Here is a 25,527-nt window from a genome sequence, read left to right on the forward strand (position 1 = left end):
CGGTCAGCCCGGTCAGCCCGGTCTGGCTGGGATCGGACGGCCCGAGATCAGGTGGGGAGCAGGACGTCCTCGGACGGCGGCCATTCGTGCTCAAGAACGGCCTGCGCCTTCGGGTACACCTTCCCGGCGAAGGTGAAGTCCGACTTGTTGATGTCCACCCCGCCCCGGATCGGGAGACCATCCGAGGTGATCTCGCCGGGCAGCTGGTAGCACATGATGGAGTCCTGGTCCGCCGGCGTCCCCATGATGTCGGCGTCGTCGAGCGGCGTCAGCACCTGCTGGTTGACCGTATCCGGGTCCCAGCCCTGCGTCCGGAGGAAGTACGCGTACGCCTTCTCGCGGTCGATGCGGCTGACGAGCTCCTTCCGCATGTGCTCGTGCGCGAATCCGAGCGTGTGCCCCGCCTCGTGCCGGACCACCCGCCGGAACTCCGACTCCGGCATGCCCATGTGGAACCCCTCGAGGTTCATGGTCTGCCTGTTCGGCGGAACCAGCTTGATGTCGGTTCCCAAGTAGGAATAGTAGCCACCCTGCCCCAGCGAGATCCGCACGTCGCCGGCCTTGTCGGTCTCGAAGAAGGAAACCGACGTACTCTTGGCCCAGGCGTTCAGGTGGCTTATGATCCGGGCCCGGAGGTCTTCCGAAGGGGACTCCGTGAAGCTCACCGTGAGCCGGCGCTGGGCCGGCCCCCAGTACTTCGAGGTAACCATGGTCAGCGCCTGCGGCTCGATGCTCAGGCCGGCTGCCATCGGTATGCGCAGCGGTGCGTTGACGGGATTCACCCTGGTCGCGAAGGCGGCGGCATCCTCGTGCAGGCGATCGGGTAGAAGCTTGATTTCACAGCCCTGTGGCCCGCTGGTACCGGGGCCCGCATGACCGTTTCCTGAATGAAGGTTTCTCGACATTTCATCGCGCGGACCGGCCATCGCGCAATCCTCTCGTGGCAGAAGGGTTTTGGGCGGCGGGAAGCTGGTCGACCGTGCCGTCAGAACTGTAACAGCGGGTCTAGGGAACCGCAAAGCAAGCGCCGTTACGGGGATCATGCCCAGGTGGCGCCGGCTGGATAAAAGCATGTCGTGACACGGTTAGCGAAAATGTCACCGACTCTATTAGACCGCGGTTATCCCCGTGAAATGCGACCCGGCTTCCATGGCGACTCGGTCAGCCGCTGGCGCCGACCTTACGAGTCACCTGCCTGGAACCCTGGCCACGGCACGCCGGCGACCGGTCCTGGACTCTCCAGCACCTTCGCCGTTCGCCGGGGCGGACGCGCGACGCGGACGTCGCCGCGTCGCCGCGTCGCCGGCGGTGCCGGTGCCGGTGCCGGTGGTGGCGGTGGCGGTGGTGGTGGTGGCGGTGGGGCCGAGTCGGCTGGCCGGACATCGGGATCGGCCAGCCGGACGTCCCAACCGCCGGCCAACCCGTCATGTGATCTCTCGTCCAGGTAAACAGTCAGAGACGATCCAAGGGTTGGGCAATCCAGAAGGGCCGCCGCGTCGAACTACTGGTGACCGCGCCACGAGAGGGCGCGGCCGGCAGTGACGCCACACTCGTGATCCGGAGGTTCCGGCCCATGCCTCGACGCGCGGACGATGACGACGGCCGAGCGCTCCATGCCGTTGCAGCGCCCGACTACGGCGCCAGTACCACCAGCGGCGGCCTGGCAGCTCCGGAGCAGTTGCTCCAGCGCTCCGGCCGGGGCGACAACGCCGCCTTCGCCGCCTTCTACGACCAGTTGTCCTCCCAGGTCTTCGGCCTGGTCAAGCGGGTCGTACGCGACCCGGCTCAGGCCGAGGAGGTGACCCAGGAGGTCTTCGTCGAAATCTGGCGGCTCGCGAGCCGCTTCGATCCGGCCAAGGGCAGCGCCGCCGGCTGGGCATGCGCGCTTGCGCACCGCCGGGCCGTCGACCGGGTGCGTTCCGCCCAGGCGGCGACCGACCGGGAACGGCGGGTCGGTGCCGTGTGGGCGACGCCGGAGGGCGACGCCGGCTACGACGAGGTCACCGAGCAGGTCGAGCTGCGGCTCGAGTACGAGCGGCTTCGCCGCTGCCTGGGCGGTCTCACCGACCTCCAGCGTGAATCGATCATGTTGGCCTACTACAGCGGCCACACCTACCGGGAAGTTGCGCACCTGCTCTCGACCCCGGTACCAACCGTGAAGACCCGTATGCGCGACGGTCTCATCCGCCTGCGCGACTGCCTGGGGGTGAGCGCATGACCTCGCCGTCGCCGGAGGCACACCTCCTGACCGGCGCCTACGCGCTGGATGCGCTGGACACGCGGGACAGGGCCGAGGTCGAGGCGCATCTCGACGACTGCGTGACCTGCGCCCGGGAGGTCGCGGAGCTGCGCACCGTCGCGACCATGCTCGGCGAGGCGGTGCGGGAGACGCCGCCGCCGTCCCTGCGGACGTCGCTGCTCCGGGAGATCGACCAGACCCGTCAGCTGCCGCCCGTCGTGCCCGGCGACGACCTGCGGCAGCGGCGCGAGCGCCGCCAGCTGAAGGTGGTCGCGGTCGCCGCCGCCGCGGCGGCGGTCGTGGCGCTGGTGGGTCTCGGCGTCGTCGGCGCCGTGTCCGTCGACCAGCGCAACCAGCTTGCCGCGGAGCGGGCGCGCGTATCGGACCTCGACGCGGTCGTGGCCGCCGCCGCGGCCGGCTCGGCGCAGCCGATGACTGGCGGCGGGACCATCGCGGTGATCCCGTTCGGTGACCGGGCGTACGTCGATGTCCGCGACCTGCCGCCGCTTCCAAACAACCGGGTGTACCAGCTGTGGATGTCGACACCTGATGGTGTCAAGTCCGCGGCCGTCGTCGATGGCAACGCCGGCAGGGCGACCCGCCTCCTCCAGCTCCAGCGCAACGTGAGGTCGGTGAAGGTGACCGTCGAGCCGGCCGGCGGCTCCAAGCAACCCACCACTCCCGCCATCGGCACCGCCGCCGTCCACGACTAGAGGGGCCACGGCGGATCTTCAGGGCAGTCGTCGGCGATGGCCCCTCGGCGGCTCCTTGATGGCGCCTTAACGTCCACGCTCGGGTGGGTTGGCCCGGTCCACAGGTCTTTCACAGGGACGGCTCAGGAAGTCCACAGACAGTGGGTCCAATCTCTGGGTATGGCATGGCGCGAACCGGTTCCGACCACCGTCCTGGGCGCTGGCAGTGGCGTCGCACCCGAGGCGGAGCCGGGCCTCCCGCCCGCCGCCGATCCAGCCGCCGCGCTCGCGGCTGGATCGGCGCCGTACGCCTCCGCCGCGGTGGTGTCGATGGAGCCCGCCGGGCCGCGCGGCGCGCGCGGGGCGTCGTTCGAGCCGCGGGCCGCCGACGGCAGAGCGCTGCGTGTGCTGGTCGTCGACGACGAGGCCGTGCTGACCGAACTGCTGACGATGGCGCTGCGCTACGAGGGCTGGGACGTCGCCGGCGCCGGCACGGGGAAGACCGCGCTGCGGATGGTCGACGAGTTCCAGCCCGACGCGGTCGTGCTCGACATCATGCTGCCCGACATGGACGGGCTCGCGGTGCTGCGCTCGATGCGGTCGGTCCGCCCCGATATCCCGGTGCTGTTCCTGACCGCCAAGGACGCGGTCGAGGACCGGGTTCTCGGGCTCACCGCCGGCGGCGACGACTATGTGACCAAGCCCTTCAGCATCGAGGAGCTCGCCGCCCGGTTGCGCGGGCTGATGCGCCGGGTGCACGGAAAGGTCGCGGCCCGTCGCAACGTCCTCGTCGTCGGCGACCTCAGCCTCGACGAGGACAGCAGAGAGGTCTACCGGGAAGGTACGGAGATCCACCTCACCGCGACCGAGTTCGAGCTGCTCCGCTACTTCATGCGCAACCCGCGCCGCGTGCTGAGCAAGGCGCAGATCCTCGACCGGGTGTGGAACTACGACTTCGGCGGCCAGGCAAACGTCGTCGAGCTCTACGTCTCATACCTGCGCAAGAAGATAGACGCCGGCCGCCAGCCGATGATCCACACGATGCGCGGCGCGGGCTACGTGCTCCGACCGGTCGCGTCGGCCGTGTCGGCCGCGTCGGCCACGCCGGCGAACCGGACGCCCGCGGCGACGTCGGAGTGAACGTCGCCGCGGCCGAACGGCAGTCGTCTCGCCCGCGGTGGTTGTCCCGCCCGCGGCGATCATCACGTTCCGCACGTGCGCCGCGTGCGCCGCGACGGATGCTCGCGCCTTGGCGATGGTCCCTGCGGGCGCGCCTGCTCGCGCTGCTGATCCTGCTGCTGACGGCCGTCTCGGCGTCGATCGTCGGAGTAACCGCCCTCGAACTACGGTCCTACCTCGTCAAGCAGGTCGACGGCCGTCTCCTGGCGGTGGACGACAGGTGGCGCAAGCCGCCGCCGGGCTCCACTGGGCCGCTGCCTTCCGGCAACGTGCTGGGGTACCCGAACCAGGCGCCGGCCGGCGGCGACGGGCTGGGTGCCAGCGATCCCGCCTCCGGCGCGACGGACCCCGGCGCCGGCACGCTGTTCGAGCGGGGGACGAACGCGCCGGCCTGGCAGGGCACGGCCGCTGACTTCCTCGGCCAGCGCGGCCAGACGTTCGGCACCGTCGCCGCCCTCGTCGTCAACGGCAAGGTCGAGACCGCCGCCGTCCTGGGGAAGGACGACGTCATCACCAAGCTCGCCGCCGACGTCGCGGACAAGCTCGCCGCCGTTCCCGCGAACAGGCTCGCCGCCGTTCCCGCGAACAGGACGGTCCAGACCGTTACGCTAGGTGACCTAGGCGACTATCGGGTGACGGCCGGGCTGGTGCCCGACGGCAGCGTCGTGGTCGTGAGCGGCCAGTCGCTCGCCGAGGTCGACGCCACCGTGAACCAGCTGCTCATCGTCGCCGGTGGTGTCGCCGTCGGTGGGGTGCTGCTCCTCGGGGTGATCGGCGCGGTGACGGTCCGGCGGACGCTGCGGCCGTTGCGCCGGGTCGCCGCGACCGCGGCCCAGGTCGCGGAGCTTCCGCTGGACCGCGGCGAGGTCACGCTGCGTGTCCGGGTTCCGGACGTCCATACCGATCCCTGGACCGAGGTCGGCCAGGTCGGCGCGGCGCTGAACCACATGCTGGGCCACGTCGGCGCGGCGCTGGCCGCCCGGCACGCCAGCGAGACGAGGGTCCGCCAGTTCGTCGCCGACGCGAGCCACGAGCTGCGTACGCCGCTTGCCGCGATCAGCGGCTACGCCGAGCTCACACGGCGGATCGGCGACCGGAACCCTGGCTCCGCCGATCCGACGAGAGCCTCGGTGCCACCGGAGATCGCGTACGCGATGAGCCGGGTGGAGTCCGAGACGAAACGGATGACCGCCCTGGTGGAGGACCTGCTCCTGCTCGCCCGGCTGGACTCGGGGCGCCCGCTGGAGCATGGCTGCGTCGACCTGTCCCTGCTGGTCGTCGACGTCGTCAGCGACGCGCACATCGCCGCGCCCGGGCATCGCTTCCGCCTGGACCTCCCGCCCGAGCCGGTGACGGTCCGCGGTGATCAGGCCCGCCTGCACCAGGTGCTCGCGAACCTGCTGGCCAACGCCCGTACCCACACCCCGCCGGGCACATCCGTCACCGTCGCCCTCGAACTGTGCCCCGCTGCCGCCGTGTCCGCGTCGTCCTCGCCCGCCTCGGCGCCCACTGGCAGCAGCCGGTCGCCGACGGCGGAGCGGTCCGGGGCATCGGCGGCGCGGTCCAGGGGGTCCGCCGCGGGTTCCGCGGTGCCCGCGGCGCGGTCGGCCACGGACGTCCCGGAGCCCGGCGAGATCCGGCTCTCGGTGACCGACGACGGGCCTGGTATCCCGGCGGAGCTACTGCCCAACGTCTTCGAACGGTTCGCGCGGGGCGACTCGTCGCGATCGCGCACCGCCGGCAGCACCGGGCTGGGACTGGCGATCGTCGCCGCCGTCGTGGAGGCCCACCGTGGACGCATCGCCGTCACCAGCGTCCCCGGCCGCACGGTCTTCACCGTCGTCCTTCCGACCACCCAGGCGCCATTGCCGCCGGCGGTCGCGGGCATAGCCGGCGCGATGTGCACGACGGTCGACGCGGTCGACGCCGCTGGTGCCTCGGCCTCGGCCTCGGACCTGGGCATCGCGCCCACCCTGGTCGCCCCGGCGGGGCGGTCGGGGGCGCCGCCGGGCTCGGCCCCGGCGCCGAGGCGCGCAGGCGGCGCCGCCGCTGACGCCGGGGGCGCGGGGGCCGAGGCCGCCGTCGCCGGGACCGCGGGCGCCGAGTGGGGCCATCCGCCGATCTCCATGCTCGGCTGACGACACGGCCCTGCCGTGAGTCCACCTGATCCGTGGGCCCCCATCACGGGTCATCGGCCCCGGACCGGCGGTCGCGGGCTGCTCGTTCTGTGTGCGGACCGGTGGTTCCTGTCATATTTTCGCCATCGCCGCCCGTATGTCCACCACACCGGGCGCCGGCCTCCTCTCCGCGTTGTTTCGTCACGTTTTCCATGCGTCTTCCGGGGGTTCAGGAAAAGGAGAACGGCCGTGCGGTGGAGCATTCACAGCCGGCGCACAGGTGGCCGCAATGGAGAACACAGGACTGGCACCGAACCTGGGGCCATGGCCACGACAGTGCATCCGCAAGGCGGCACCACCGCGATGGTCGAGCACATTCTGGCTCGACCTCCTCATCCGGAGGCGCGTCCCCTACTGGACGTGGTAATCCCGGTGTACAACGAGGAGTCCGATCTACAGCCGTGTGTCACCCGGCTGCGCCGTCACCTCGTCGAAACATTTCCATACCCCTTTCGAATCACGATCGCCGACAACGCCAGCACCGACAGGACGCTGGCCGTGGCGAACGAGCTCGAGGCGCGGATTCCCGAGGTAGCGGTTCTCCACCTCGACGCGAAGGGCCGCGGCCTGGCGCTGCGCGCGGCCTGGGGCCTGTCCCAGGCGCCGGTGCTCGCCTACATGGACGTCGACCTGTCGACGGACCTGGGCGCGCTGCTGCCGCTGGTCGCGCCGCTGATCTCCGGGCATTCCGACCTGGCGATCGGGACGAGGCTCGCGCCGGGTGCTCGCGTGGTGCGTGGCCCGAAGCGCGAGGTGATCTCCCGTTGCTACAACCTGCTGCTGCGGCGGGCGCTGTCGGCCCGGTTCTCCGACGCGCAGTGCGGTTTCAAGGCGATCCGCGGTGACGTCGCCCATGCGCTGCTGCCGCTGGTGCAGGACACCGGCTGGTTCTTCGACACCGAGCTACTGGTGCTGGCGGAACGGTCCGGGCTGCGGATCCACGAGGTGCCGGTGGACTGGGTCGACGACCCGGACAGCCGCGTCGACATCGTCGCCACCGCGCTCACCGACCTGCGTGGAATCGCGCGCCTTGGCCGGGCACTGGCGTCCGGGCGGCTGCCCATCCGGGAACTGCGTACCCAGCTCGGCCGCGCGCCGCTGACGGCGGAGTCGCCCGAGACGTCCGGCCAGCGGCAGCTGATCCAGCAGCTCGCGCGGTTCGGCACCATCGGGGTCGCGAGCACCGCCGCCTACCTGGTCCTGTTCGTCCTGCTGCGCGCCCCGCTCGGCGCGCAGGGGGCGAACCTTGTCTCGCTGCTGCTCACCGCGGTCGCCAACACGGCGGCCAACCGTCGAGTGACGTTCGGCATACGCGGTGTCGGCGCCCGCAGCCAGGTCGAAGGGCTGGTCGTCTTCGGCCTCGGCCTGGCACTGACCAGCGGCGCCCTCGGCGCCCTGAAGGTGTTCGCTCCCGACGCGGGGCGGGCGCTCGAGCTTGCCGTGCTGATCGGCGCCAACCTCACGGCCACGCTGCTGCGCTTCGTCGCCTTCCGCGCCTGGGTGTTCCACCCGCGGCGTGGCGGCCACTCCGACATCCCCCACCGTCACGTGGATCGGCCGAGCGAGTCGATGCCCGGCAGCCTTTTCCAGCCCGTCCGTCCGCGCGAGCCAGAGCAGGAATCATGACCTCCGACCAGGGCGCCTGGGGCGCTCCTCGATACTCCGCCGGCCAGAACCCGGTGGCCGACCACCCTTATCCCGTGGACCCGAGCCAGGTCGCCGTCGTGGACACCTGGCCGGGACGACACAGGCTCGCCGGCTCGCCCGTCGCCGGCCCGGCCGTCGCGGAGCCGCCCGTCGTGGACCCGCCTCCCGGCGAGACGCCTCCCGGCGCGCCGCCACGTCGTGGCGGGACGCGGCGTGCTCGCTCCGGTGGGGCCGCCGGGCGGCCGGGGCGGTTCACCCGGCTCGTGCGCGGCCGGCCGGAGGACCCGCGGTGGGCGCGGCCCGCGCTGCTCGTCCTGCTCGCCGCGACCGCGGTGCTGTACCTCTGGGACCTCGGCGCGTCCGGCTACGGCAACAGCTTCTACGCGGCCGCCGTGCAGGCCGGCACGCTGAGCTGGAAGGCACTGTTCTTCGGCTCGATCGACTCGTCGAACTACATCACCGTCGACAAGCCGCCCGCCTCGCTGTGGATGATGGCGCTTTCCGGTCGGGTGTTCGGGTTCTCGAGCTGGAGCATGCTCGTGCCGAACGCGCTGTGCGGCGTCGCGAGTGTCGGCCTGCTCTACGCGGCCGTGCGGCGGGTCGCCGGGCCGGCCGTCGGGCTCGCCGCCGGGGCGCTGCTAGCGCTCACGCCGGTGGCGGTGCTGATGTTCCGGTTCAACAACCCGGACGCGCTCCTCGTCCTGCTGCTCGTCGTCGGCGCCTACTGCGTGACGCGAGCGCTGGAGGTCGCCTCGTGGCGGTGGCTCGGGCTGGCGGGCCTAGCGGTCGGGTTCGGGTTCCTGACGAAGATGCTCCAGGCTTTCCTGGTGCTGCCGGTGTTCGCGCTGGTCTACCTGATCGCCGCGCCGACCCGGCTGCGTGCTCGGATCGGGCACGTTCTCGCGGGCGCAGCGGGCGTGATCGTCGGTGCCGGATGGTGGGTGCTCGCGACCGTGCTGTGGCCGGCGAGCTCTCGGCCGTTCATCGGCGGCTCCGGGAACAACAGCGTGCTCGGCCTCGCCTTCGGCTACAACGGGCTCGGCCGGATCTTCGGCGGTGATGGCAACGGCGGCGGTGGCGGTCCGGGCGGGATGGCCTCGGAGGCGCTGTCCGCGCTCGGATCAACCGGCCAGCAGTACACGGGTGGCCTCGGCGTCGCGGGCGGGGCGGCCGGCTACGGTTCGGCCGCGTCCGACGCGGTGGGTGGCGTTTTCGGCGGGGCACCCGGTGCCGGCGCGGGCGGAGGGGGCGGTTTCGGTGGGACGGCCGGCCTCGGCCGCCTGTTCAACGAGAACTTCGGCGCCCAGATCTCCTGGCTCATTCCTGCCGCGCTGATCCTGCTGGTCGGCGGGCTGTGGGCGACCCGGCGAGCCGCCCGCACCGACCGGGCACGTGCCGCGCTGATTCTCTGGGGCGGCTGGCTGGTCGTGACCGGCGTTGTCTTCAGCTATATGGAAGGCACCATCCACGAGTACTACACGGTCGCGCTCGCCCCCGGCCTCGCCGGAACGATCGCCCTAGGCGCCCGTGAACTGTGGCGAACCAGGAACGAGATCGTCAGCCGGGTGCTGCTGGCCCTGAGCGTCGGTGTGACCTCGGTCTGGAGCTACGTCCTGCTCGGCCGCACCGACTGGCAGAGCTGGCTGCGGATCCCCGTCCTCGTCGTCGGCCTGGTCGGCGCCGTCGCGCTGCTGCTCTGGCCGGTTCTGCGGAGGTCACCCGTCCGCCGGTCCGCGGCTGTGCTCGCCCTGGCCGCGGTGATCTTCGGGACGCTGGGCGCGCCAACCGCCTACGCGCTCGAAACGGCCTCGGTGCCGCACACGGGCTCCATTCCGCTTGCCGGGCCCAGCTCGGGCGGTGGTCCCGGTGGCGGCGGCGCGCCGGGGCAGGGCGCCACGAACGGCCAGGAGGGTGCTTCGAGCGGTCAAAGCGGTGCCCCGAACGGTCAGGAGGGTGCGCCGCCGAGTGGCCAGGAAGGCGCCCCGAACAGCCAGGGGAGCGCGACGAGCGGCCAGGAGGGCGACCTGACCGGTCAGGAACGTGGCTTCGGTGGTGGCGCTGGCTTCGGCGGTGGCATGGAGGAGCAGGCTGACGGCGCGGTCACTCAGCTGCTCACCAGCGGGTCCGACGGGTATCGCTGGGTGGCCGCGGTGGGCTCGGCGCAGAGCGCCGCGTCGCTGGAGCTCGCCACGGGCGGCCTTCCGGTGATGGCGATGGGCGGCTTCAGCGGCAGCGACGAGGTCCTCACCCTTGACCAGTTCAAGCAGTACGTCGCCGACGGCAAGATCCACTACTACCTCGGCGGTGGTGGCGGGGGCGGCTTCGGTGGCGGCCCCGGAGGCGGCGGCGGTGCCAACGCCCAGATCGCCAGCTGGGTCCAGGAGACGTTCACTTCCGTCACCGTCGGGAGTCAGACCGTCTACGACCTGACGAAGCCGGCGAGCTAGCCGGCCCGTCCGTCGAGCCCGGCACGGGTAGCCCGGCGCTGGTACCGGCCCCATGGCCGGTACCAGCGCCGTCGGCGGTGGCCGCTGGTGATGATCAACCGGTCGCGTGCCGCCGGGCGGACGTCCGCGGCGGCGGCGGCGTCAGTCCTTGGCCACGTTCAGAGACGCCCAGGTGGTGGCGGCGGTCCTGAGATGGGCGAGGAGCGCGGCGGTGGCCGGCGGGTCGGGCGGCTCGCCGTGAACGGCGGCGCTGACCGCGCGGGTCAGGCCGGGCAGGAGGGTCGCCCGGACGTCGGGGTGGCGGTGGGCCTGGAGGGCCAGGCCGGGCAGGGTGGTCACGCCGAGGCCGGCGGCGACGAGTGCCTGGACGGCCAGGTAGTCGTCGGTCGTGAAGGCGATGTCGGGGCTGAATCCCGCCGCGGCGCAGGAGCGCAGCAGCGCCGTGCGGCACCGTTCGCAGCCCGCGATCCAGCGATGGTCGCGATGGTCGGCCAACCGGTCTCCCGACAGGCCCGCCGGAGTCACCAGGTAGGTCGACTCGGTGAGCAGCATCATCCGGCGTAGGCCGTCGTCCTCGGGCTCGATCCTCGTCGGGTCGGGCGACGGCCGGTCGTTCGGCGCCAGCGACGTCAGCAGTGTTGGTTGCGTCGGCGACGTCGATCTCGCCTGCGCCGTCGGCCGGCCTGGCAGCGTCGGCCGCGCTGGCGGCGTTCCCGGTGCCCGCCCGCCGGGCGACGGTGCGTCCGGCTGTTCGTGCCGCACGGGCGGGTCCCAGTAGCTGAAGAGCAGGGCGACGTCCACCTCACCGGCTCGCAGCATGCGGACGGCGTCCGGCGGCTCGGCCTCGGTAAGACGTAGCTCCGCGTCGGGATGGTCGGCGGCGAACGCCGCGGCGGCCATGGGCACGAACGTGCCGAGCGCCGATGGGAACGCGGCCAGACGGACGCGGCCGGCCCGCAGACCGGTGTAGGAGGCGAGCTCCGCCTCGGCCGCGGCCAGCCGGCCGAGGATCTCCTCCGCCCGTTCCGCCAGCACCAGGCCGGCCTCGGTCAGTCGAATCCCGCGGCCGACGCGCTGGACGAGCTGGCTGCCGGTCTCCGCCTCCAGCCGGGCCAGGTGGTGGCTGACCGATGGCTGGGCGTAGCGGAGGGCTCGGGCCGCGGCGGTGACCGAGCCGTGGCGAGCGACCGCGACCAGCACCCGCAGCCTGGTCACGTCCAACACGAGGTCAACGTATCAACGTCATCGATAGTTTTAGACGAAATCTGGCATTGGACCAATAGGAGACGACGGCTGACCATGGCCACATGAGCGACCGTCCTGCCTCCCGGGCCCTTCCGACTTTCGCCGACATCGCCGCTGCCCGGGACCTGCTGGCCGGCCATCTGCCCGCCACCCCGATGTGGACCTATCCGGCGCTCAACGCCGCCATCGGCGTGACCATCTACATCAAGCACGAGAACGTCCAGCCAACCGGGGCGTTCAAGGTGCGCGGGGGTCTGACGCTGCTCGCCAGCATGTCGCGCGAGCGGCGCGCCCGCGGGACGATCACCTACTCGACCGGCAACCACGCCCAGTCGATGGCCTACGCCAGCGGCGCCTTCGACGCCCCGTGCACCGTCGTCATGCCGGCGAGCACCGCCGCCTCGAAGGTCCGGGCGCTGCGCGCTCTCGGGGCCGGCGTCGAGCTGCACGGCCCGGACATGGCCGCCGCTCAGACCCGCGCCGAGGAGATCGCCGCCGAGAGTGGCCAGCTGCTCGTCAGCCCCGGTGACACCCCCGAACTCATCGCCGGCGTCGGCACCGCCTATCTCGAGGTCATCGAGACGCGGCCCGACCTCGACGCGGTGATCGTCCCGATCGGCAGCGGGACCGGGGCCGCCGGCGCCAGCCTGGTCACCGCCCGGCTCGCGCCACGATGCCGGGTGATCGGCGTCCAGTCGTCGGGCGCGCCGGCCGCGCACGACTCGTGGCGGTCCGGCGGCTGCGTGTGCCGCCCGATCCGCACCAGCGCCTGCGGCCTCGCCACTGGCCGTGGCTACGAGCTGCCGCAGCGGGTCCTGCGTACCGGCCTCGCCGGCTTCCACCTCGTCGACGACGACCAGATCACCGACGCCCAGCGCCTGCTCGCCAGCGACGCGCACACGCTGGCCGAGGGGGCGGGGGCCGCGTCGCTCGCCGCGATCCTCGCCCGTCCGGGCGACTTCGCCGGCCAGCGCGTCGCGGTCATCGTCACAGGCGGCAACGCCTCGGCAGCCGAGATCGCGGCGCTGTCCGCCGCCGATGGCGGCCTCACAGCCGCCGCGTAGAAGCGCGCGGGACTGACCGATCCTGGGACGTGACTACCGGCTCACGAGATGGTGCTTACCGAACCACGAGATGATAATTATCGGATGTGGAGAGGGAGCCCGACCGGACCCGCGGCGGTACGCCTGACTTCTCCGGGGGCGCGACGGTCCGTCGGCGTGCTGTAGTGGGTCCTATGGCCCTCCGACGGCGTGACAGGGCCAGCCTGGGACGAGGCCAGTCCCGGCCGGCCCGTACAACCATGTGTGGTCTCGGGTGCTGGAACGTCCCGGCACCGGACCTGAGGAGGCGAGTGCGCTGAGCCGGAGGATGGGTTCCTGGTTCGAGGAGCTTCCGGTCGGGACGGTCGTCCACCACGCGATCACCCGGACGCTGACCGAGACCGACAACGTGCTGTTCACGACGCTGTCGATGAACCCGCAGCCGCTGCACCTCGACCACGAGTTCGCGTCCAGGACCGAGTTCGGGCGGCCGTTGCTGAACTCGATGATGACGGTCGCGACCGTCGTCGGGCTCGCCGTGCCGGAGCTGACGCTCGGGACCACGGTCGCGAACCTGGGTTTCGGCTCGATCGAGTTCCCCAAGCCGATGTTCGCGGGCGACACCCTGCACGTCATCACCGAGGTGACCAAAGCGCGGCTGTCGAGCTCGCGCCCCGGCGTCGGCATCGTGGAGTTCCGCCACGACGGTTTCAACCAGCACGACGAGCTGGTCTGCCGCGCGTTCCGGTCCGCGATGATGCACTGCCGCCCCGCGGCCGAGACGGAGTGAGGGAGTCTCCATGGAGTTCGAGGAACCGCCCGAGCACACCGCCATCCGCGAGGCCGTGCGGGACATCTGCAAGGGGTTCGACGCCGAGTACTGGCGCCAGCACGAGAAGAACCACGAGTTCCCCTGGAAGTTCCACAACGAGATGGCCGCGGCCGGCTGGATCGGCACCGCCATCCCGGAGGAGTTCGGCGGCGGCGGTGGCGGCATCACCGAGGCCTCCATCGTGATGGAGGAGGTCGCGGCCTCCGGCGGCGCGATGAACGCCGCCAGCGCGCTGCACATCTCCGTCTTCGGCATGAACCCGGTCGTGAAATACGGCTCCCAGGCGCAGAAGGAGAAGTACCTGCCCCGGGTCGCGACCGGCGAGCTGCAGGTCGCCTTCGGCGTCACCGAGCCGGACGCCGGCACCGACACGACGTCGATCACCACCCGGGCAGTCCGCGACGGCGACGGCTACCTCGTGCACGGCCAGAAGGTGTGGACGACCAAGGGCCACGTCGCCGAGAAGGTGCTGCTACTGGTCCGGACCACCCCGCTGGAGGAGGTCCGCAAGCGCACGGACGGCATGACGCTGCTGCTCGCCGACCTGCGTCGGCCCGAGGTCGACATCCACCAGATCGACAAGATCGCCCGTAACGCCGTCGGATCCTGTGAGGTGCGCTACGACGGCCTGCGCGTCGACGGGTCCGACCTGGTCGGCGAGGAGGGGAAGGGCTTCAAGTACCTGTTGGACGGCCTGAACCCGGAGCGCATTCTCATCGCCGCCGAGGCGCTCGGCATCGGCAAGGCCGCGCTGCGAGTCGCCACCCAGTACGCCAACGAGCGGGTCGTCTTCGGCCGCCCGATCGGCAAGAACCAGGGCATCGCCTTCCCGCTGGCGGAGGCACACATGCGCCTCGCCGCCGCCGAGCTTGTCATCCGGCAGGCCTCCTGGCGCTACGACCAGGGCCGCCCCTGCGGGGAACACGCGAACTCCGCGAAGTTCCTCGCCTCCGACGCGGCCTTCTTCGCCGCGGACCGGGCGATGCAGACCCACGGCGGCTTCTCCTTCGCCACGGAATACCCGGTCGGCCGCTTCTGGGCCGAGTCACGACTGATGAAGATCGCACCGGTCTCACAGGAGATGGTCATGAACTACATCTCCGAACACGTCCTCGGCCTGCCCCGGTCCTACTGACGGATCCCGCGGGCTGACGGATCCCGCGGGTCCTCTGGCCCTTCGATCCCCGGGCCGGGTCGGCGATCATCGGCCCGACCCGGGCGAAGGCTGGGAGAGGGCCGGCCGTCCGGCGCTGGCCATCTCCGGAGCTCGGCCCCTGGGCCCCTCCCGCCTGGCGCTTAGCCGCCGATGGCGAGAATGCGGCGGGCCTGCAGGACGAGCGGGACGTCGACCATGCCGCCCTCGAAGTTGATCGTGCCGCGCCCCTCGCGCTGCGCCTCCTCGTAGGCGTCGAGCAGCCGGCGTGCCCGGTCGTACTCCTCGGGCGACGGGGTGAACGCCTCGTGCGCCATCGCGACCTGGCCCGGGTGGATGCACAGCTTTCCGCCGTAGCCGAGGTCCCGGGCGAACGAAGCCTCCTCCAGGAACCGCTCCCGGTCGTTGATCGCGGTGGTCACCTGGTCGAGCGCCACGACGCCGGCGAGCCGGCAGGCGATCGCCACCTGCGAGCGGGCGTACAGCACCTCGGCGTTCGACCGGGTACGCCGCCCGCCGAGGTCGGCGATGAAGTCCTCGGCGCCGAAGTACGCCGCGTCGACGCGGGCGTTCCTGGCGGCATGGGTGAGCACCTCGGCCGCCCGGTGCACGCCGGCGACCGACTCCAGCCCGTACATCACCGCCCGGTCGGTCAACCCGCGCGTGCGCAGCGCCTCGTCGAGGCGATCGACGTCCTCGACCGTCTCGATCTTCGGCACGACGATGCCGTCAAGGTCGAGCGCCGCGTAGCAGTCCAGGTCGGCGTCGAAGTTCTCCGCGTCGGTGACGCCGTTCACCCGCAGCATGACCGCGCCACCGAACTCGGCCCGCAGCTTCGGCACCGCGGTGGCCGCGCCGTCGCGACCCTCGGGCTTGGCGCCCAGCGGTGTCCCGTCCTCGAGGTCGACGATCACGATGTCGGCACCGAACCGGGCCTGCTTGGCGATCAGGTCGGGCCGGTTCGCCGGGGTGAACAGCGGCGACCGCCAACGCGCGACGCGGCCATCCGCCGGCCCGCTCTCTCCCAAGGTCATGACGAGAACGCTAGCGGCCGCGGCACGCCGGCTCACCTCGGATGTGACGCACTCCGATCCACTTCCGGTCGCGCACGTTCCGGTCGCGCACGGCCCATCGCCGAGGAGGATCAGTGGGAGAAGTGGATCAGCGGGATGAGCTGTTCGGCCGGAGTGAGGGAGCCGTGGTGGCCGCGCATGGCGGTCAGGCGGGGTTCGGCGTCGGGGCGGACGAGGACGCTGGTGCCGCGTGCCGCCGCGATGACGTCGCCCAGGCGGGGGATGGCCTGATCGGTGATCTTTGGCCCGAACCAGCCGTCCGCGACCGCCTGCTCCGCCGAAATCACCCACGCGCGCTCGCCGAGCGCCTCGCGCCACGCGGCGAGGACGTCGCCCGCGGCGCCGGGCCGGGCGTAGACGTAGCGGGCGCGCGGTTCGCCGCCGATCGCGCGCACCCCGGCCAGCATGTCGGGCCGCCCATCCAGGCTCACGTGATCGTCCTCGTTGACGGAGACCATCCCATGATCGCCCGTGACGACGAGCATCGAGCCGGCGGGAAGCTGCTCGGCGAGCGTCGCGACCAGCCTGTCGACCAGGGCCAACTGCGCCCGCCAACCCGGTGACGACGGGCCCAGGGAGTGCCCGGTGGTGTCCAGGTCGCTGACGTACGCGTAGACGAAGCCCGGCTCACGAAGCGCCTCGACGACGCGCGCGACCAGGGTGCCCCAGGTCGACGCGCCGGAGAACCGGCTGCCGCGTAGCGCCATCCGGCTCAGTCCCGAGTCGCGGTAGAGCGACGAGGAGACCACCGTGACGGCGGTCCCGGACGCGGTGGCCCGCTCGAAGGCAGTCGGCTCGGGCTGTGTCCGCTCAGGCACGACGATGTCCAGCGCCGAACTGTCTCGGCCCTGGAACTGCCAGCGCAGCGCGTTCAGCAGGCCCTCGGCGCCCGGATAGGGCTCCCAGAGATAGCCGACCACCCCGTGCTCGCCCGGCGCGAGGCCGGTGCCGATCGAGGTGATGCTGGTCGCGGTCGTCGAGGGATAGCAGGTCGTCAGGGCCGCGGCGCGGTGAGCGGCCAGCGTCGGCGCGACATCGGCGTTCGCGACCACGAGCTCGTCCCCAAGCCCGTCCACGAGGAGCAGGCAGGCCGAACGCGCCTCACCCAGACCGAGCCGAGGCGCCTCGGCGAAACCCCCGGCCCCGACCACGCGCATGAGTGCCGGCACCAGCTCCGCCAGCGAACCCTCGCCGTACCGGGGTAGCTCGGGAGATTGCACGCCCCGAGTCTCCCGCGCTTTCCGCCGCCGGTCGAACCGGTTGGACCATCCGTTATGGAGGCTACCTGCGCAGGGCGGCTGATGATCATGGGGTGAAGCTGGAGGGGGCCTCGGTGGCGGTGGTGGGCCGGGTAGCGGCGCCCGTGCGGGGCCTGGCCGGGGACGTCGAAGGCCCCGCCGCCCAGGAGAACCTGGGCCGCGGGGCCTTCGCCCGTTGACCGGGAGGCCCGAGGGCCGTCTAAGCGGCTACCAGCTGGGCCTGAGCGTCACGGAGGGCCTTGTTCGCGTTTTCGGGGAGGGCGCCGAGGGGCGTGGCGACCTCCTCGACCGTCGGGCCGTACTGGGCGGCCAGCGGGGCGAGGGCGTCGAGGTCGAAGTCGTAGAGCCTCGCGGCGTTGCCGGCGAGGATGTCGCGCACCTCGGCCTCGGGCAGGTGGTGCAGCACCTGGCGGATGGCCTCCAGAGTGAACGGCGACGTGCCCTCGTCATGCGGGTAGTCGCTGCCCCACATGAAGCGGTCGTGCCCGATCACGTCGCGGGCGGCGATGTCGGCGGGACGGGGGAAGCTCGCGCCCGACCAGCAGCTCTGCTGCCAGTACTCGGTCGCCGAGCGCGGGATCGCGTCCTCCTTGCGGTACTTCAGCTCACCGATCGCGCCACCGCGGATGCTTTCCAGGACGCCGTCGAGCTGCTTGAGCAGCGGCGGTATGCCGGCCGCCGACGACTCGGTGATGACGAACTTCAGCCGCGGAAACTTCTCGAACATGCCGGAGAGCAGCAGGTGGACGAACGGCCGCATGCCGTAGAAGCCCACCTCGCTGATCATGAGCGCGGGCGTGGCCGAGTAGCGGCCGTAGTTGGGCGAGCCGGTGCCGCCGTGCAGGTTGAGCGGGATCTCCAGGTCCTGGATCGTCGCCCACAGCCGGTCATACTCCGGGTCGTAGAGCGGCTTCACCCACTTCACGTCGGGCGCGACGTTCGGCAGCAGCACGCCGCCGCGCAGGCCGTGCTCCTTGATCCAGGTGATGTCCTCGATGGCGTCGTCGATGTCGTTCAGGAAGAACTGCCCGACGCCGGCGCGCTGCGCCGGCTTGCGGGCGCAGAAATCCGCGAGCCACCGGTTGTGCGCGTGGATGCCGGCGCGGCGGTGGCGGTACTCCTCGGCAGTCGGCGGGCCGGCGAACAGCACGAAACCCGGGTAGAACGGCGGCACCGTGTTCGGGAAGATCACTTCGCCGACGACGCCCTGGGAGAGCTGGTCGCGGTCGCGCCGCTCGTCATCCCAGTTACGGACCCGCAGGTCGGTGTCGCGGAGATCCTTCCATGGGTTCTTGTACTTGCCGCGCCAGGCGTCGAAGTCTTCCTTGAACGCCGAGTCGAGGTACTCGCGGTAGGTCTCATGGTTCGCGCCGGCGTGGGTGTCGGCCGAGATGATCGTGTACCGGGCGGCCACGGGCACTCCCTGGTCTGGTCGATGGGACGTAGCATAATAGAACGTCGTTTCAGTCTGACGTGTCAAGGAGACGCCAGCCGGCGGGCGCGCGACCTCGGCCACCTTGGCTGGCGCCTCTGACTGCCGCCGGATGCCACGGCCCAGCTGGGGCTCTGTCCTGCAACGGAGTTCTCTCCCCCATGGGGGGCGCTGCGTCAACGCGGATGCCCTGGGAAGCGGATGCCCTGGCAACAGGGTGCGGTGGCCGCCTGGGCAGGCTTGGATGCCGATCTTTCCGCCATCCCGACCGAGGTCGGCCGCTCCGGTGATGACCATCTCGGTGCGGCGAGCACTGACGCCGGAAGGTCGGGCGTCGGCGTTGCGGTTCCGCGCGGCAGCCAAGATCTTCCCCACCCGCGATCATTCATGATCGCCGTGGATGTGTCGTCGCGGTCGTGATTTGGCGGGATCCGCGACTGCGACGACACATGGGAGGTGATCTATCGGTCGCATGCTGCCGGGCGAACGCCGGTGGCGCGGCGGTGCACGTGACCATTAACCAAAAACTGCTACCGGGCTGTGGGGCGCGATTCCGGCCAAGGCCGCGCAGTGTCATCGCCGCGCCGTGAGCTTGATCAGCGGAACTGTATCGAGATACGAACCTGGCGAGGGCCCAGGTTCGGATCTCGATACAGTCCTGGCGATCTTCAACGGCGAGGGCCGGTTGCGCAAACGTCGCCGGAAACGTGCGGTAGTCGCGGAGCGGGATGGTGGCGCCGCGCCGCGCCGCCGCGTTCGGCGCCGCCGTTCGGGGGCGCGGACGTCAGCTGGCGCTGCCCGCCCTGTCGGTCACCACGGCGGCCACGGTGGCCTCGGCGGGGTGGGCGGTGGCGGCGGTGGCCGCCGGGACGGTGTTGTCGGCGGGCGTTGGCGCAGCGGGTGCCGCGATGGCGGCGGCCGGGGCGGCCTCGGCCGGGGCGGCGGGCGCGCCGCCCTCGTCGCCCATGGCCTTGACCTCGGACTTGAAGATGCGCATGGAACGGCCGAGCGAGCGCGCGGCCTCAGGCAGCTTCTTCGAGCCAAACAGGACCAGCACCACAACCGCGATGATGATCAATTCCGGGGCGCCCAGATCTGGCATGTGCGCTGCTCCCTTCCCGCTCGCGAGGTCGGCATAAACGCCAGACCGCGACTGATATTACGGCTTCGCCGGGCGACCCGGCGCGTGACCACGAAGACCCTCACCTATTGTGCGGTCCCCACGTCGAATCCCGACGAGGATCATCCAGCCGCGAATAGATGATCGTTGGACGGACGTCGTCGCCTGACGAAAACCGGAAGCAAGAAACTCCCGCACCGCCGGCTTCCTGTCTCATTGGGTCAACGCGCGGTGCCGGATGGGCATCTTTCCGCGGTCGCTGTGTCGATCCTTGGTCGACCCGCGGCGGAGGATTTCGATCAACCGTGGTGGCTGCCCCTCCCGCGTCCGGTCTGGCGGACCGCCACATTCGACGAGGCAAGCCCTGTGACCGCCGTCGCCACTGGTGCCGCCGCCATCTCCCATCTCCACGGCTGCCGTCTCAACCACTGCCGTGGCGGCCGTCAGCCTGCTGACTGCCGGGCCAGAGCAAGCCCTCTGGACCGCCATACCCCCGCACTTCGCCCCCGCAAGCCCGGGTCGTGGTGCTCACCACCGCCCCTGTCCTGCTCGGCCCTGTCCTGCTCGGCCTCGGTTGGAATCTGGGCCTGCTGGTCGGCACCGCCGTCATGACCACCCCTGTCGCCGGCACCACCAGAGCCGCCCCGCAGGGCAAGGTGGACGTCGCCATCGCGGCCACCATCGCGGCCGACGGCCTGATCTCCGGCCTCGTCGTCGTCCGCCGACACCGGTAGCAGCCCTGGCCGATGCCCTGCGGGCCGAGGCCTCAGCCCCGCCGTACCGGTTCGATCGTCACCCGGTCCGTGCTGTAAGCTGCTACCAGTCAGCCGCCAGGGGTGGCAGACATCGCAAGACTCGTAGGACGCGCTCGTAGCTCAACGGATAGAGCATCTGACTACGGATCAGAAGGTTGGGGGTTCGAGTCCCTCCGAGCGCACCGCACGTGCTCTGACCTGTACGTTCACATTTTCACAAGCGTGACGGCCTTCTGGCCAGTTATCAGATGATTCGCCCGCCGGACATGGTCGACACGTCTGATTCCTCGCCTTGACGAACGGCACGGCACTCATCGGCACCGCGTGGCACCAGCAACTCTTTCTGATCTTCATGGGGCTCACGTGTGCGCGAGGTGTGCGCGAGCGCCCCGGGACGACGCCTCAGTCCTCGTCTTTCGATCATCAACGCTAGAGGGCTTGAGCCGGCGAAGCCGGTAAGGATGAGTCAAGTTCGTGGGCTGTGGGTCAGGCTGCGAGTCTGGCCTGGTGGACTTGGTCGTAGGTGTTCGCGGCTTTGCGCAGTGGTGGCGGGTCGTCGGGTCTGTTCAGGTCGGCGAGGCCGGGTGTCAGGACGCGGCTGTGGAGGCTCTACCAGGCGCACGTCGACCTGACACCCCTACCCGCATGAGGCTCGAAGGCGCTCCCGTCGGGAGCCCGCCAGCCGTTGGAGAAGATCAGCCGACGTAGATCACGACGTGGGCGATCCTCCCGTCGGCGTCACCGACAGTCGACACCGACGCCCAACGACCTTACGGAACGCGGAACACCGAAACCGCGGCCGTGGCCCGGGCGCCCGGGGACCTTACAGTCGCGCCATGGCGTTGCCGGGACGAGCCAGACCTGCGGTCGCGCAGCCGGCGTACCGGCATGCGGCGGTGCTCGCGGCCGGGGTGGCTACAGGGCTGACGGTCCTCGCTGCATGCGCCGGATGCGGCGGCACGACGACCGGCACGGCTAACACGGCCGGCCCGGGGCTGCCGCCGGCTGCCGAGCCGGCGGCAGCCCCGCCGCTGACGGTGCGGCCGGCGGGCACGGTCCGGCCGGTCGGAAACGGTCCGGAAGGTGTCCTGGTCGATCCGCGTGACGGCCAGGTGATCGTCGCCTTACGGGCACGGCGACTCGCGCTCGTCGGCGCGGACGGGCCGGGCATGGTTCGCACGGTCGCGGTCCCGGGCACGGCTCGTCATCTTCAGCTTGCCGGTGCGGCGGGGTCGGTGCTTGTCCCGGGCGAAGACACCGATGTGCTCGCCGAGATCGACCTGCCGTCCGGGCGGGTGTCGGGGACGACTCGGGTCGGCCGCCAACCGCATGACGCCGCGGACACCGGGGTGGCCGGCCGGATTGTCGTGGCCGACGAGCTCGGTTCCGCGGTGTCGTTCGTCGCCGACGGCCGGGAGATCGCTCGACTGCCAGGACCGGTGCAGCCAGGTGGCCTCGCGTCCGCCGGCGACGGCCGGGTCGGGGTCGTCGACGTGCGCGGCAACGCCCTCTACGTGTATGACGCGAGGTCCATGCGGCAGGTCGCCCGGCTCCCGGCCGGGGCAGGTCCGACCCATGCGGTCCAGGTCGGCGCCGGACGGGTCGCGGTCGCCGACACCCGTGGGAACGCCATCGAGGTCTTCTCACTGACCGGCACACCACGCCGGCTCGCCCGGCTGCCGCTGCCCGGAGCACCGTACGGGCTCGCCGCCAGCGCCGACGGAACGTCCCTCTGGGTCACCCTGACCGCACGCAACGAGCTGGTGCGTCTCGCCGTGGATGCGGACGGCACGCCGCGGCGGGACGGCCCGCCGTACCCCACGGTCCGCCAGGCCAACTCGGTCGCCGTGGACGAGACACGGAACCGGGCCTACGTGGCGGGCGCAACGTCGGCGGGCACCCTTCAGACCATCGACCTCAGGTAGGGGTCCAGCTGCGCTACACCGTCGGCGACCCGGGGGCGAGTACCCGGCCGCGCCGGACGGAACGGGTGAGCGCGGCGGCGAGCACGATGGCCGCGGCGATGGCGTAGGAGCTGACCCGTAGCGTCCAGGCGTCGCCGGGCAGGTCGGTGAACAGGGAGATGTACAGGGGGTAGGCGGCGGCGGTTACGGCGAGCCATTCCAGCCGGCCGGCGAGGACGGCGAGCGCGGCCAGCAGGATGCCGTACCAGGGCTGGGCGGGCGTGGCGGTCAGGAAGGCGGTGCCGACGAGCCACAGCGCGGCCCGTTCGATGGGCACGCGATGCGGGTCGGCGCGCAGCACCGCGACCGTGACCGCGGCGAGCGCGCCGGCCGCGACGGCCTTGGCGGCGGTGCCGTGCAGGCCGAGCCCGGCGAGCAGCAGGAACCGGCTGCCCTGGTCGTATCCCTCGACGTTCAGGTACTGCGGGAGGAAACCGAGGACGCCCGTGCCCACTGCCAGGACGTGCGGGAGGTAGGCGAGCCCGATGACGGCCCCGGCCGCGCACAGCAGGCTGATGGGCCGGCAATGACGCCCGCGCCCAGCGACCGCCGGGAGTAGAAGGACCGGATAGAGCTTGACCGCCACCGCGGCCCCGAGCAGCGCGCCGGCCAGCCACGCGCGCCGCCGGGACGGTGAGGTGGTCGCGGCCACCTCCGTGACTGCCGCGCGGTCCGACGGGCCGGCGTGGCGCGGCGTCAGTACGGCGATGGCGCCGAGCGCGAGCAGCGCGCCGAGGACGTCCACGTGCGCGTCGGAGCCGACGTCCAGGCCGGCGAGCGGCGTCAGCGCGTAGAAGGCGGCGAGGCGCGGATCTCGGCCACGCGCCGCCAGCATCGACATGAGGAGGCCGACCAGGGCCAGCGAGGTGAGCGACGCGTAGAGCTGCAGCTTGTGCTCGCGTGGTGGTCCGGGCAGGACGTGCACCGCGGTGAAGTAGGCCTGGGCCACCGGCGGGTAGATGGTGTGTGCCCGGGGGTAGTTCAGCCTGGTGCAGTGCGGGCGGGGGTGGTCGGCGGTGCACCCGGCCGAGTCGGGGAACAGCCAGCCGTCCCGGACCCCGGCGAGTTCGGGGTCGAGCGGTCCGTAGCGGTAGGGGTCGATGCCGGCGGCCTGCACCTTGCCGTCCCAGGCGTAGCGGTACAGGTCGTCGGACAGCCGGGGGCCGCTCGTGAGAGCCATCGCGGGGATCGCGACGGTGGCGGCGAGCAGCAGGGTGAGGGCCAGGCGGCGGGGAGCGGCGAGGAAGAGCAGGGTGGCCGTGAGCAGGCCGAGCGCCCACCAGAGCATGGTCAGGTACAGCAGCGCGGGACGGCTGACCAGGAAGCCTGGCTGGCGCTGCACCGTCGCCTGGACTGCGAGCAGGCCCGCGAGTCCGACGACCGCCCCGATCGGCACCGCCAGGCGCCGCCCGCGCAACCGCGCCGTCCGCTCGGCCGCCCGCGTGGGACTGCGCTGGCTGTCGGTGGTGGTGAGGGCGGTCGGCATGCAGCGAGAGTGGCAGCGATGCCGGGCGGCGCGGGCATGCCGAGCCCGGGTTTCTCCGTTCCGTAAGGCTTCGCGGTCCGCTACGCGGCTCATGGGGGACCTACGGTGCGTGGGTGCGCGTGCTGACCAGACGATTCCCACATCCACCCGCTTTCCTGCGACAGGGCCCGCTACGCGAGGGCGCTTTCCCAAGCCGCCTGCACGATCCCCGCGTCGCCGCGCTGTTGGGCATCTGGCTCGGGATCACGTTCGGGGTGTGCTTCTTCACGGGCCTGGTGTCCCATTTCATGCAGCACCCGCCGTCGTGGCTGGCCTGGCCGGCCCGTCCGGTCTGGTTGTACCGGGTGACGCAGGGCCTGCACGTGGCCACCGGGCTGGCGAGCGTTCCGCTGTTGCTGGCGAAACTGTGGACGGTGTACCCGCGGCTGTGGGAATGGCCGCCGGTGCGTTCGGCCGCCCATGCGCTGGAACGGGTGACGATCGTGCCGCTCATCGCCGGTGCCCTGTTCCAGCTGGCCACCGGAATAGCGAACATCGCGCAGTGGTATCGCTTCCGGTTCTTCTTCACCGTCACCCACTACTGGGTCGCCTGGATCACCATCGGCGCGTTGCTCATCCACATCGCCGCGAAGCTCGCGGTGGTGCAGGCGAACGTCGGCCCGGGCCGGGCCGGCCGCGCGCACCTCACCGATCGGCACAGCGAGCCGGAACCGCCGGGGGACGGGCTGTCCCGGCGTGGCCTCGTAGTCGCCGTCGGCACCGCGGCCGGAGTCATCACCCTGACCACCGCCGGCCAGTTCGTGCCCGGGCTGGCCCGGCTCGACCTGCTCGCGCCCCGGCGGCCCGACCTCGGCCCGCAGCGGCTGCCGGTCAACCGGACCGCGGCCGCCGCACGGGTCCTCGCCCTCGCCCGCGACCCGGCCTACCAGCTGGAGGTCGTCGGCCCGCGCCCGTTCACCCTCAGCCTGGGCGAACTGCTGGCATTCGACCACCACACGTCGAAGCTGCCGATCACCTGCGTCGAGGGGTGGGCCGCCGACGCGACCTGGCACGGCCCACGGCTACGCGACCTGCTCGACGCCGCCGGCGTCCCGCCCGACGCGACGGTGCGGGTCGAGTCACTCGAAGCGCGCGGCGGCTACCGCACCAGCGAGGTGAACCCGCCACACGCCCGGGACCCGCTGACGCTGCTCGCCACCGGGCTGAACGGCGCCGAGCTCGACCTCGACCACGGCTACCCGGCCCGGCTCATCGCCCCCAACCGGCCCGGCGTGCTGCAGACCAAGTGGGTGCACCGGGTGGTGATGCTGTGAAGACGACCCCCGCCCTGGTCCTGCGCGGCCTGCTCGCCGCCGCCGGCCTGGCCGTGCTCGGATACGGCATCCACGGGCTGCTCACGATGGAGCGGGCTACCCACCCGTTGCAGGCGGCCCGGTGGCTGATCGGTGGGATCCTGATCCACGACCTGGTCGCCGTCCCGGTCACGGCCGTCGTCGGGCTCCTGCTCACCCGGCTCGTGCGCGCCCCGTACCGGGCGGTGGTGCAAGGCGCGCTCCTGGTCAGCGCGGCCGTCGCGCTTGCCTCCCTGCCGCTCTGGCGCGGCTACGGCGGCTCGCCCGACAACCCGACGGTCAACCCGCTGCCCTACGGGCGGAACCTGGCGATTGTCCTCGGCGCCGTGTGGGCCGGCGCCGCGGCCCTGATCGCTGTCCGCGCGGCGCGGGCGCGGCGGAGGCTCGGGTCCGCGCCAGACACGTCCTGAGGGCGGGCCCTCCGCGGGGCGC

21 protein-coding genes and 1 tRNA gene are annotated in these 25,527 nt (G+C 71.7%); 15 read left to right on the forward strand and 7 right to left on the reverse strand.

Features of this window, described 5'->3' with window-relative positions; genetic code table 11:
* Positions 1–47 precede the first annotated feature (47 nt).
* On the reverse strand, positions 48–926 hold the full coding sequence (locus tag BCD48_RS42315) for a M12 family metallopeptidase (protein ID WP_083420048.1): 879 nt from the start codon (positions 924–926) through the stop codon (positions 48–50).
* Positions 927–1,573: 647 nt separating this feature from the next.
* Between BCD48_RS42315 and sigK the strand changes: the two genes are divergently transcribed.
* From sigK to BCD48_RS42345, 6 genes are all read left to right on the forward strand, one after another.
* A complete protein-coding gene (gene sigK / locus BCD48_RS42320; protein ID WP_241842406.1) occupies positions 1,574–2,218 on the forward strand; it encodes an ECF RNA polymerase sigma factor SigK in 645 nt (214 codons plus the stop codon).
* Positions 2,215–2,952 carry an anti-sigma factor gene (locus tag BCD48_RS42325; protein ID WP_071054047.1) on the forward strand — a complete coding sequence of 246 codons (738 nt, stop codon included), beginning with the start codon at positions 2,215–2,217 and terminating at the stop codon, positions 2,950–2,952. The genes sigK and BCD48_RS42325 overlap by 4 nt, the downstream gene beginning before the upstream one ends.
* Positions 2,953–3,261: 309 nt before the next feature.
* Positions 3,262–4,071, forward strand: a complete 810-nt coding sequence (locus BCD48_RS42330; protein ID WP_071054110.1) for a response regulator transcription factor — start codon at positions 3,262–3,264, stop codon at positions 4,069–4,071.
* 98 nt (positions 4,072–4,169) lie between these two features.
* Positions 4,170–6,248, forward strand: coding sequence for a sensor histidine kinase (locus BCD48_RS48165; RefSeq protein WP_241842407.1), 2,079 nt, complete (start codon positions 4,170–4,172; stop codon positions 6,246–6,248).
* A gap of 303 nt (positions 6,249–6,551) precedes the next feature.
* Complete coding sequence (locus tag BCD48_RS42340; protein ID WP_241842408.1) at positions 6,552–7,913, forward strand: bifunctional glycosyltransferase family 2/GtrA family protein; 1,362 nt, start codon at positions 6,552–6,554, stop codon at positions 7,911–7,913.
* Complete coding sequence (locus BCD48_RS42345) at positions 7,910–10,381, forward strand: glycosyltransferase family 39 protein (RefSeq protein ID WP_071054049.1); 2,472 nt, start codon at positions 7,910–7,912, stop codon at positions 10,379–10,381. Before BCD48_RS42340 ends, BCD48_RS42345 begins: the two co-directional genes overlap by 4 nt.
* Before the next feature lie 141 nt (positions 10,382–10,522).
* Here the strand turns inward: BCD48_RS42345 and BCD48_RS42350 are convergent, their stop codons facing one another.
* The gene (locus BCD48_RS42350; protein ID WP_241842409.1) at positions 10,523–11,605 is read right to left on the reverse strand and encodes a LysR family transcriptional regulator; all 1,083 of its coding nucleotides are present in this window, start codon (positions 11,603–11,605) and stop codon (positions 10,523–10,525) included.
* An 83-nt stretch (positions 11,606–11,688) separates the two neighbouring features.
* Here BCD48_RS42350 and BCD48_RS42355 point away from each other — a divergent pair, with 83 nt between their 5' ends.
* The 3 genes from BCD48_RS42355 to BCD48_RS42365 all read left to right on the forward strand — a co-directional run bounded on the left by BCD48_RS42355 (position 11,689) and on the right by BCD48_RS42365 (position 14,636).
* Positions 11,689–12,690: a threonine ammonia-lyase gene (locus tag BCD48_RS42355; protein ID WP_071054051.1), complete on the forward strand. Its 1,002-nt coding sequence runs from the start codon at positions 11,689–11,691 to the stop codon at positions 12,688–12,690.
* 307 nt (positions 12,691–12,997) lie between these two features.
* Entirely contained in the window at positions 12,998–13,459 is a 462-nt protein-coding gene (locus BCD48_RS42360; RefSeq protein WP_071054053.1) for a MaoC family dehydratase, read from the forward strand.
* Positions 13,460–13,469: 10 nt separating this feature from the next.
* Complete coding sequence (locus tag BCD48_RS42365; protein WP_071054055.1) at positions 13,470–14,636, forward strand: acyl-CoA dehydrogenase family protein; 1,167 nt, start codon at positions 13,470–13,472, stop codon at positions 14,634–14,636.
* Between the two features lie 161 nt (positions 14,637–14,797).
* Here BCD48_RS42365 and BCD48_RS42370 read toward each other — a convergent pair whose 3' ends face one another.
* Both BCD48_RS42370 and BCD48_RS42375 read right to left on the reverse strand, forming a co-directional pair.
* Complete coding sequence (locus BCD48_RS42370; protein WP_071054057.1) at positions 14,798–15,688, reverse strand: HpcH/HpaI aldolase/citrate lyase family protein; 891 nt, start codon at positions 15,686–15,688, stop codon at positions 14,798–14,800.
* A gap of 110 nt (positions 15,689–15,798) precedes the next feature.
* Positions 15,799–16,947 (reverse strand): alkaline phosphatase family protein, encoded by a 1,149-nt coding sequence (locus BCD48_RS42375; RefSeq protein ID WP_071054059.1) that lies wholly within the window; start codon positions 16,945–16,947, stop codon positions 15,799–15,801.
* 92 nt (positions 16,948–17,039) lie between these two features.
* On the opposite strand from BCD48_RS42375, the gene BCD48_RS55240 reads away from it, so the two are divergent.
* Positions 17,040–17,165 (forward strand): hypothetical protein, encoded by a 126-nt coding sequence (locus BCD48_RS55240; protein WP_274536635.1) that lies wholly within the window; start codon positions 17,040–17,042, stop codon positions 17,163–17,165.
* A 20-nt stretch (positions 17,166–17,185) separates the two neighbouring features.
* On the opposite strand, the gene BCD48_RS42380 is transcribed toward BCD48_RS55240, so the two are convergent.
* The gene (locus tag BCD48_RS42380) at positions 17,186–18,400 is read right to left on the reverse strand and encodes an amidohydrolase family protein (RefSeq protein WP_071054115.1); all 1,215 of its coding nucleotides are present in this window, start codon (positions 18,398–18,400) and stop codon (positions 17,186–17,188) included.
* 802 nt (positions 18,401–19,202) lie between these two features.
* A complete protein-coding gene (gene tatA / locus BCD48_RS42385) occupies positions 19,203–19,520 on the reverse strand; it encodes a Sec-independent protein translocase subunit TatA (protein ID WP_071054061.1) in 318 nt (105 codons plus the stop codon).
* A gap of 539 nt (positions 19,521–20,059) precedes the next feature.
* Here tatA and BCD48_RS42390 point away from each other — a divergent pair.
* The 3 genes from BCD48_RS42390 (at position 20,060) to BCD48_RS42400 (ending at position 22,218) form a co-directional block, all read left to right on the forward strand.
* The gene (locus tag BCD48_RS42390; RefSeq protein ID WP_131804230.1) at positions 20,060–20,272 is read left to right on the forward strand and encodes a hypothetical protein; all 213 of its coding nucleotides are present in this window, start codon (positions 20,060–20,062) and stop codon (positions 20,270–20,272) included.
* A 130-nt stretch (positions 20,273–20,402) separates the two neighbouring features.
* Positions 20,403–20,475 (forward strand) — tRNA-Arg (locus tag BCD48_RS42395).
* Between the two features lie 729 nt (positions 20,476–21,204).
* Entirely contained in the window at positions 21,205–22,218 is a 1,014-nt protein-coding gene (locus tag BCD48_RS42400; protein ID WP_198543621.1) for an NHL repeat-containing protein, read from the forward strand.
* Between the two features lie 13 nt (positions 22,219–22,231).
* Here the strand turns inward: BCD48_RS42400 and BCD48_RS42405 are convergent, their stop codons facing one another.
* Positions 22,232–23,743, reverse strand: coding sequence for a glycosyltransferase 87 family protein (locus BCD48_RS42405; protein WP_083420053.1), 1,512 nt, complete (start codon positions 23,741–23,743; stop codon positions 22,232–22,234).
* Positions 23,744–23,856: 113 nt separating this feature from the next.
* On the opposite strand from BCD48_RS42405, the gene BCD48_RS42410 reads away from it, so the two are divergent.
* The gene (locus tag BCD48_RS42410) at positions 23,857–25,056 is read left to right on the forward strand and encodes a molybdopterin-dependent oxidoreductase (protein WP_083420054.1); all 1,200 of its coding nucleotides are present in this window, start codon (positions 23,857–23,859) and stop codon (positions 25,054–25,056) included.
* Positions 25,053–25,505: a hypothetical protein gene (locus BCD48_RS42415; protein ID WP_116271843.1), complete on the forward strand. Its 453-nt coding sequence runs from the start codon at positions 25,053–25,055 to the stop codon at positions 25,503–25,505. The genes BCD48_RS42410 and BCD48_RS42415 overlap by 4 nt, the downstream gene beginning before the upstream one ends.
* Positions 25,506–25,527 lie beyond the last annotated feature (22 nt).

Source organism: Pseudofrankia coriaricola (assembly GCF_001854805.1).
Taxonomy (GTDB): Bacteria; Actinomycetota; Actinomycetes; order Frankiales; family Frankiaceae; genus Pseudofrankia.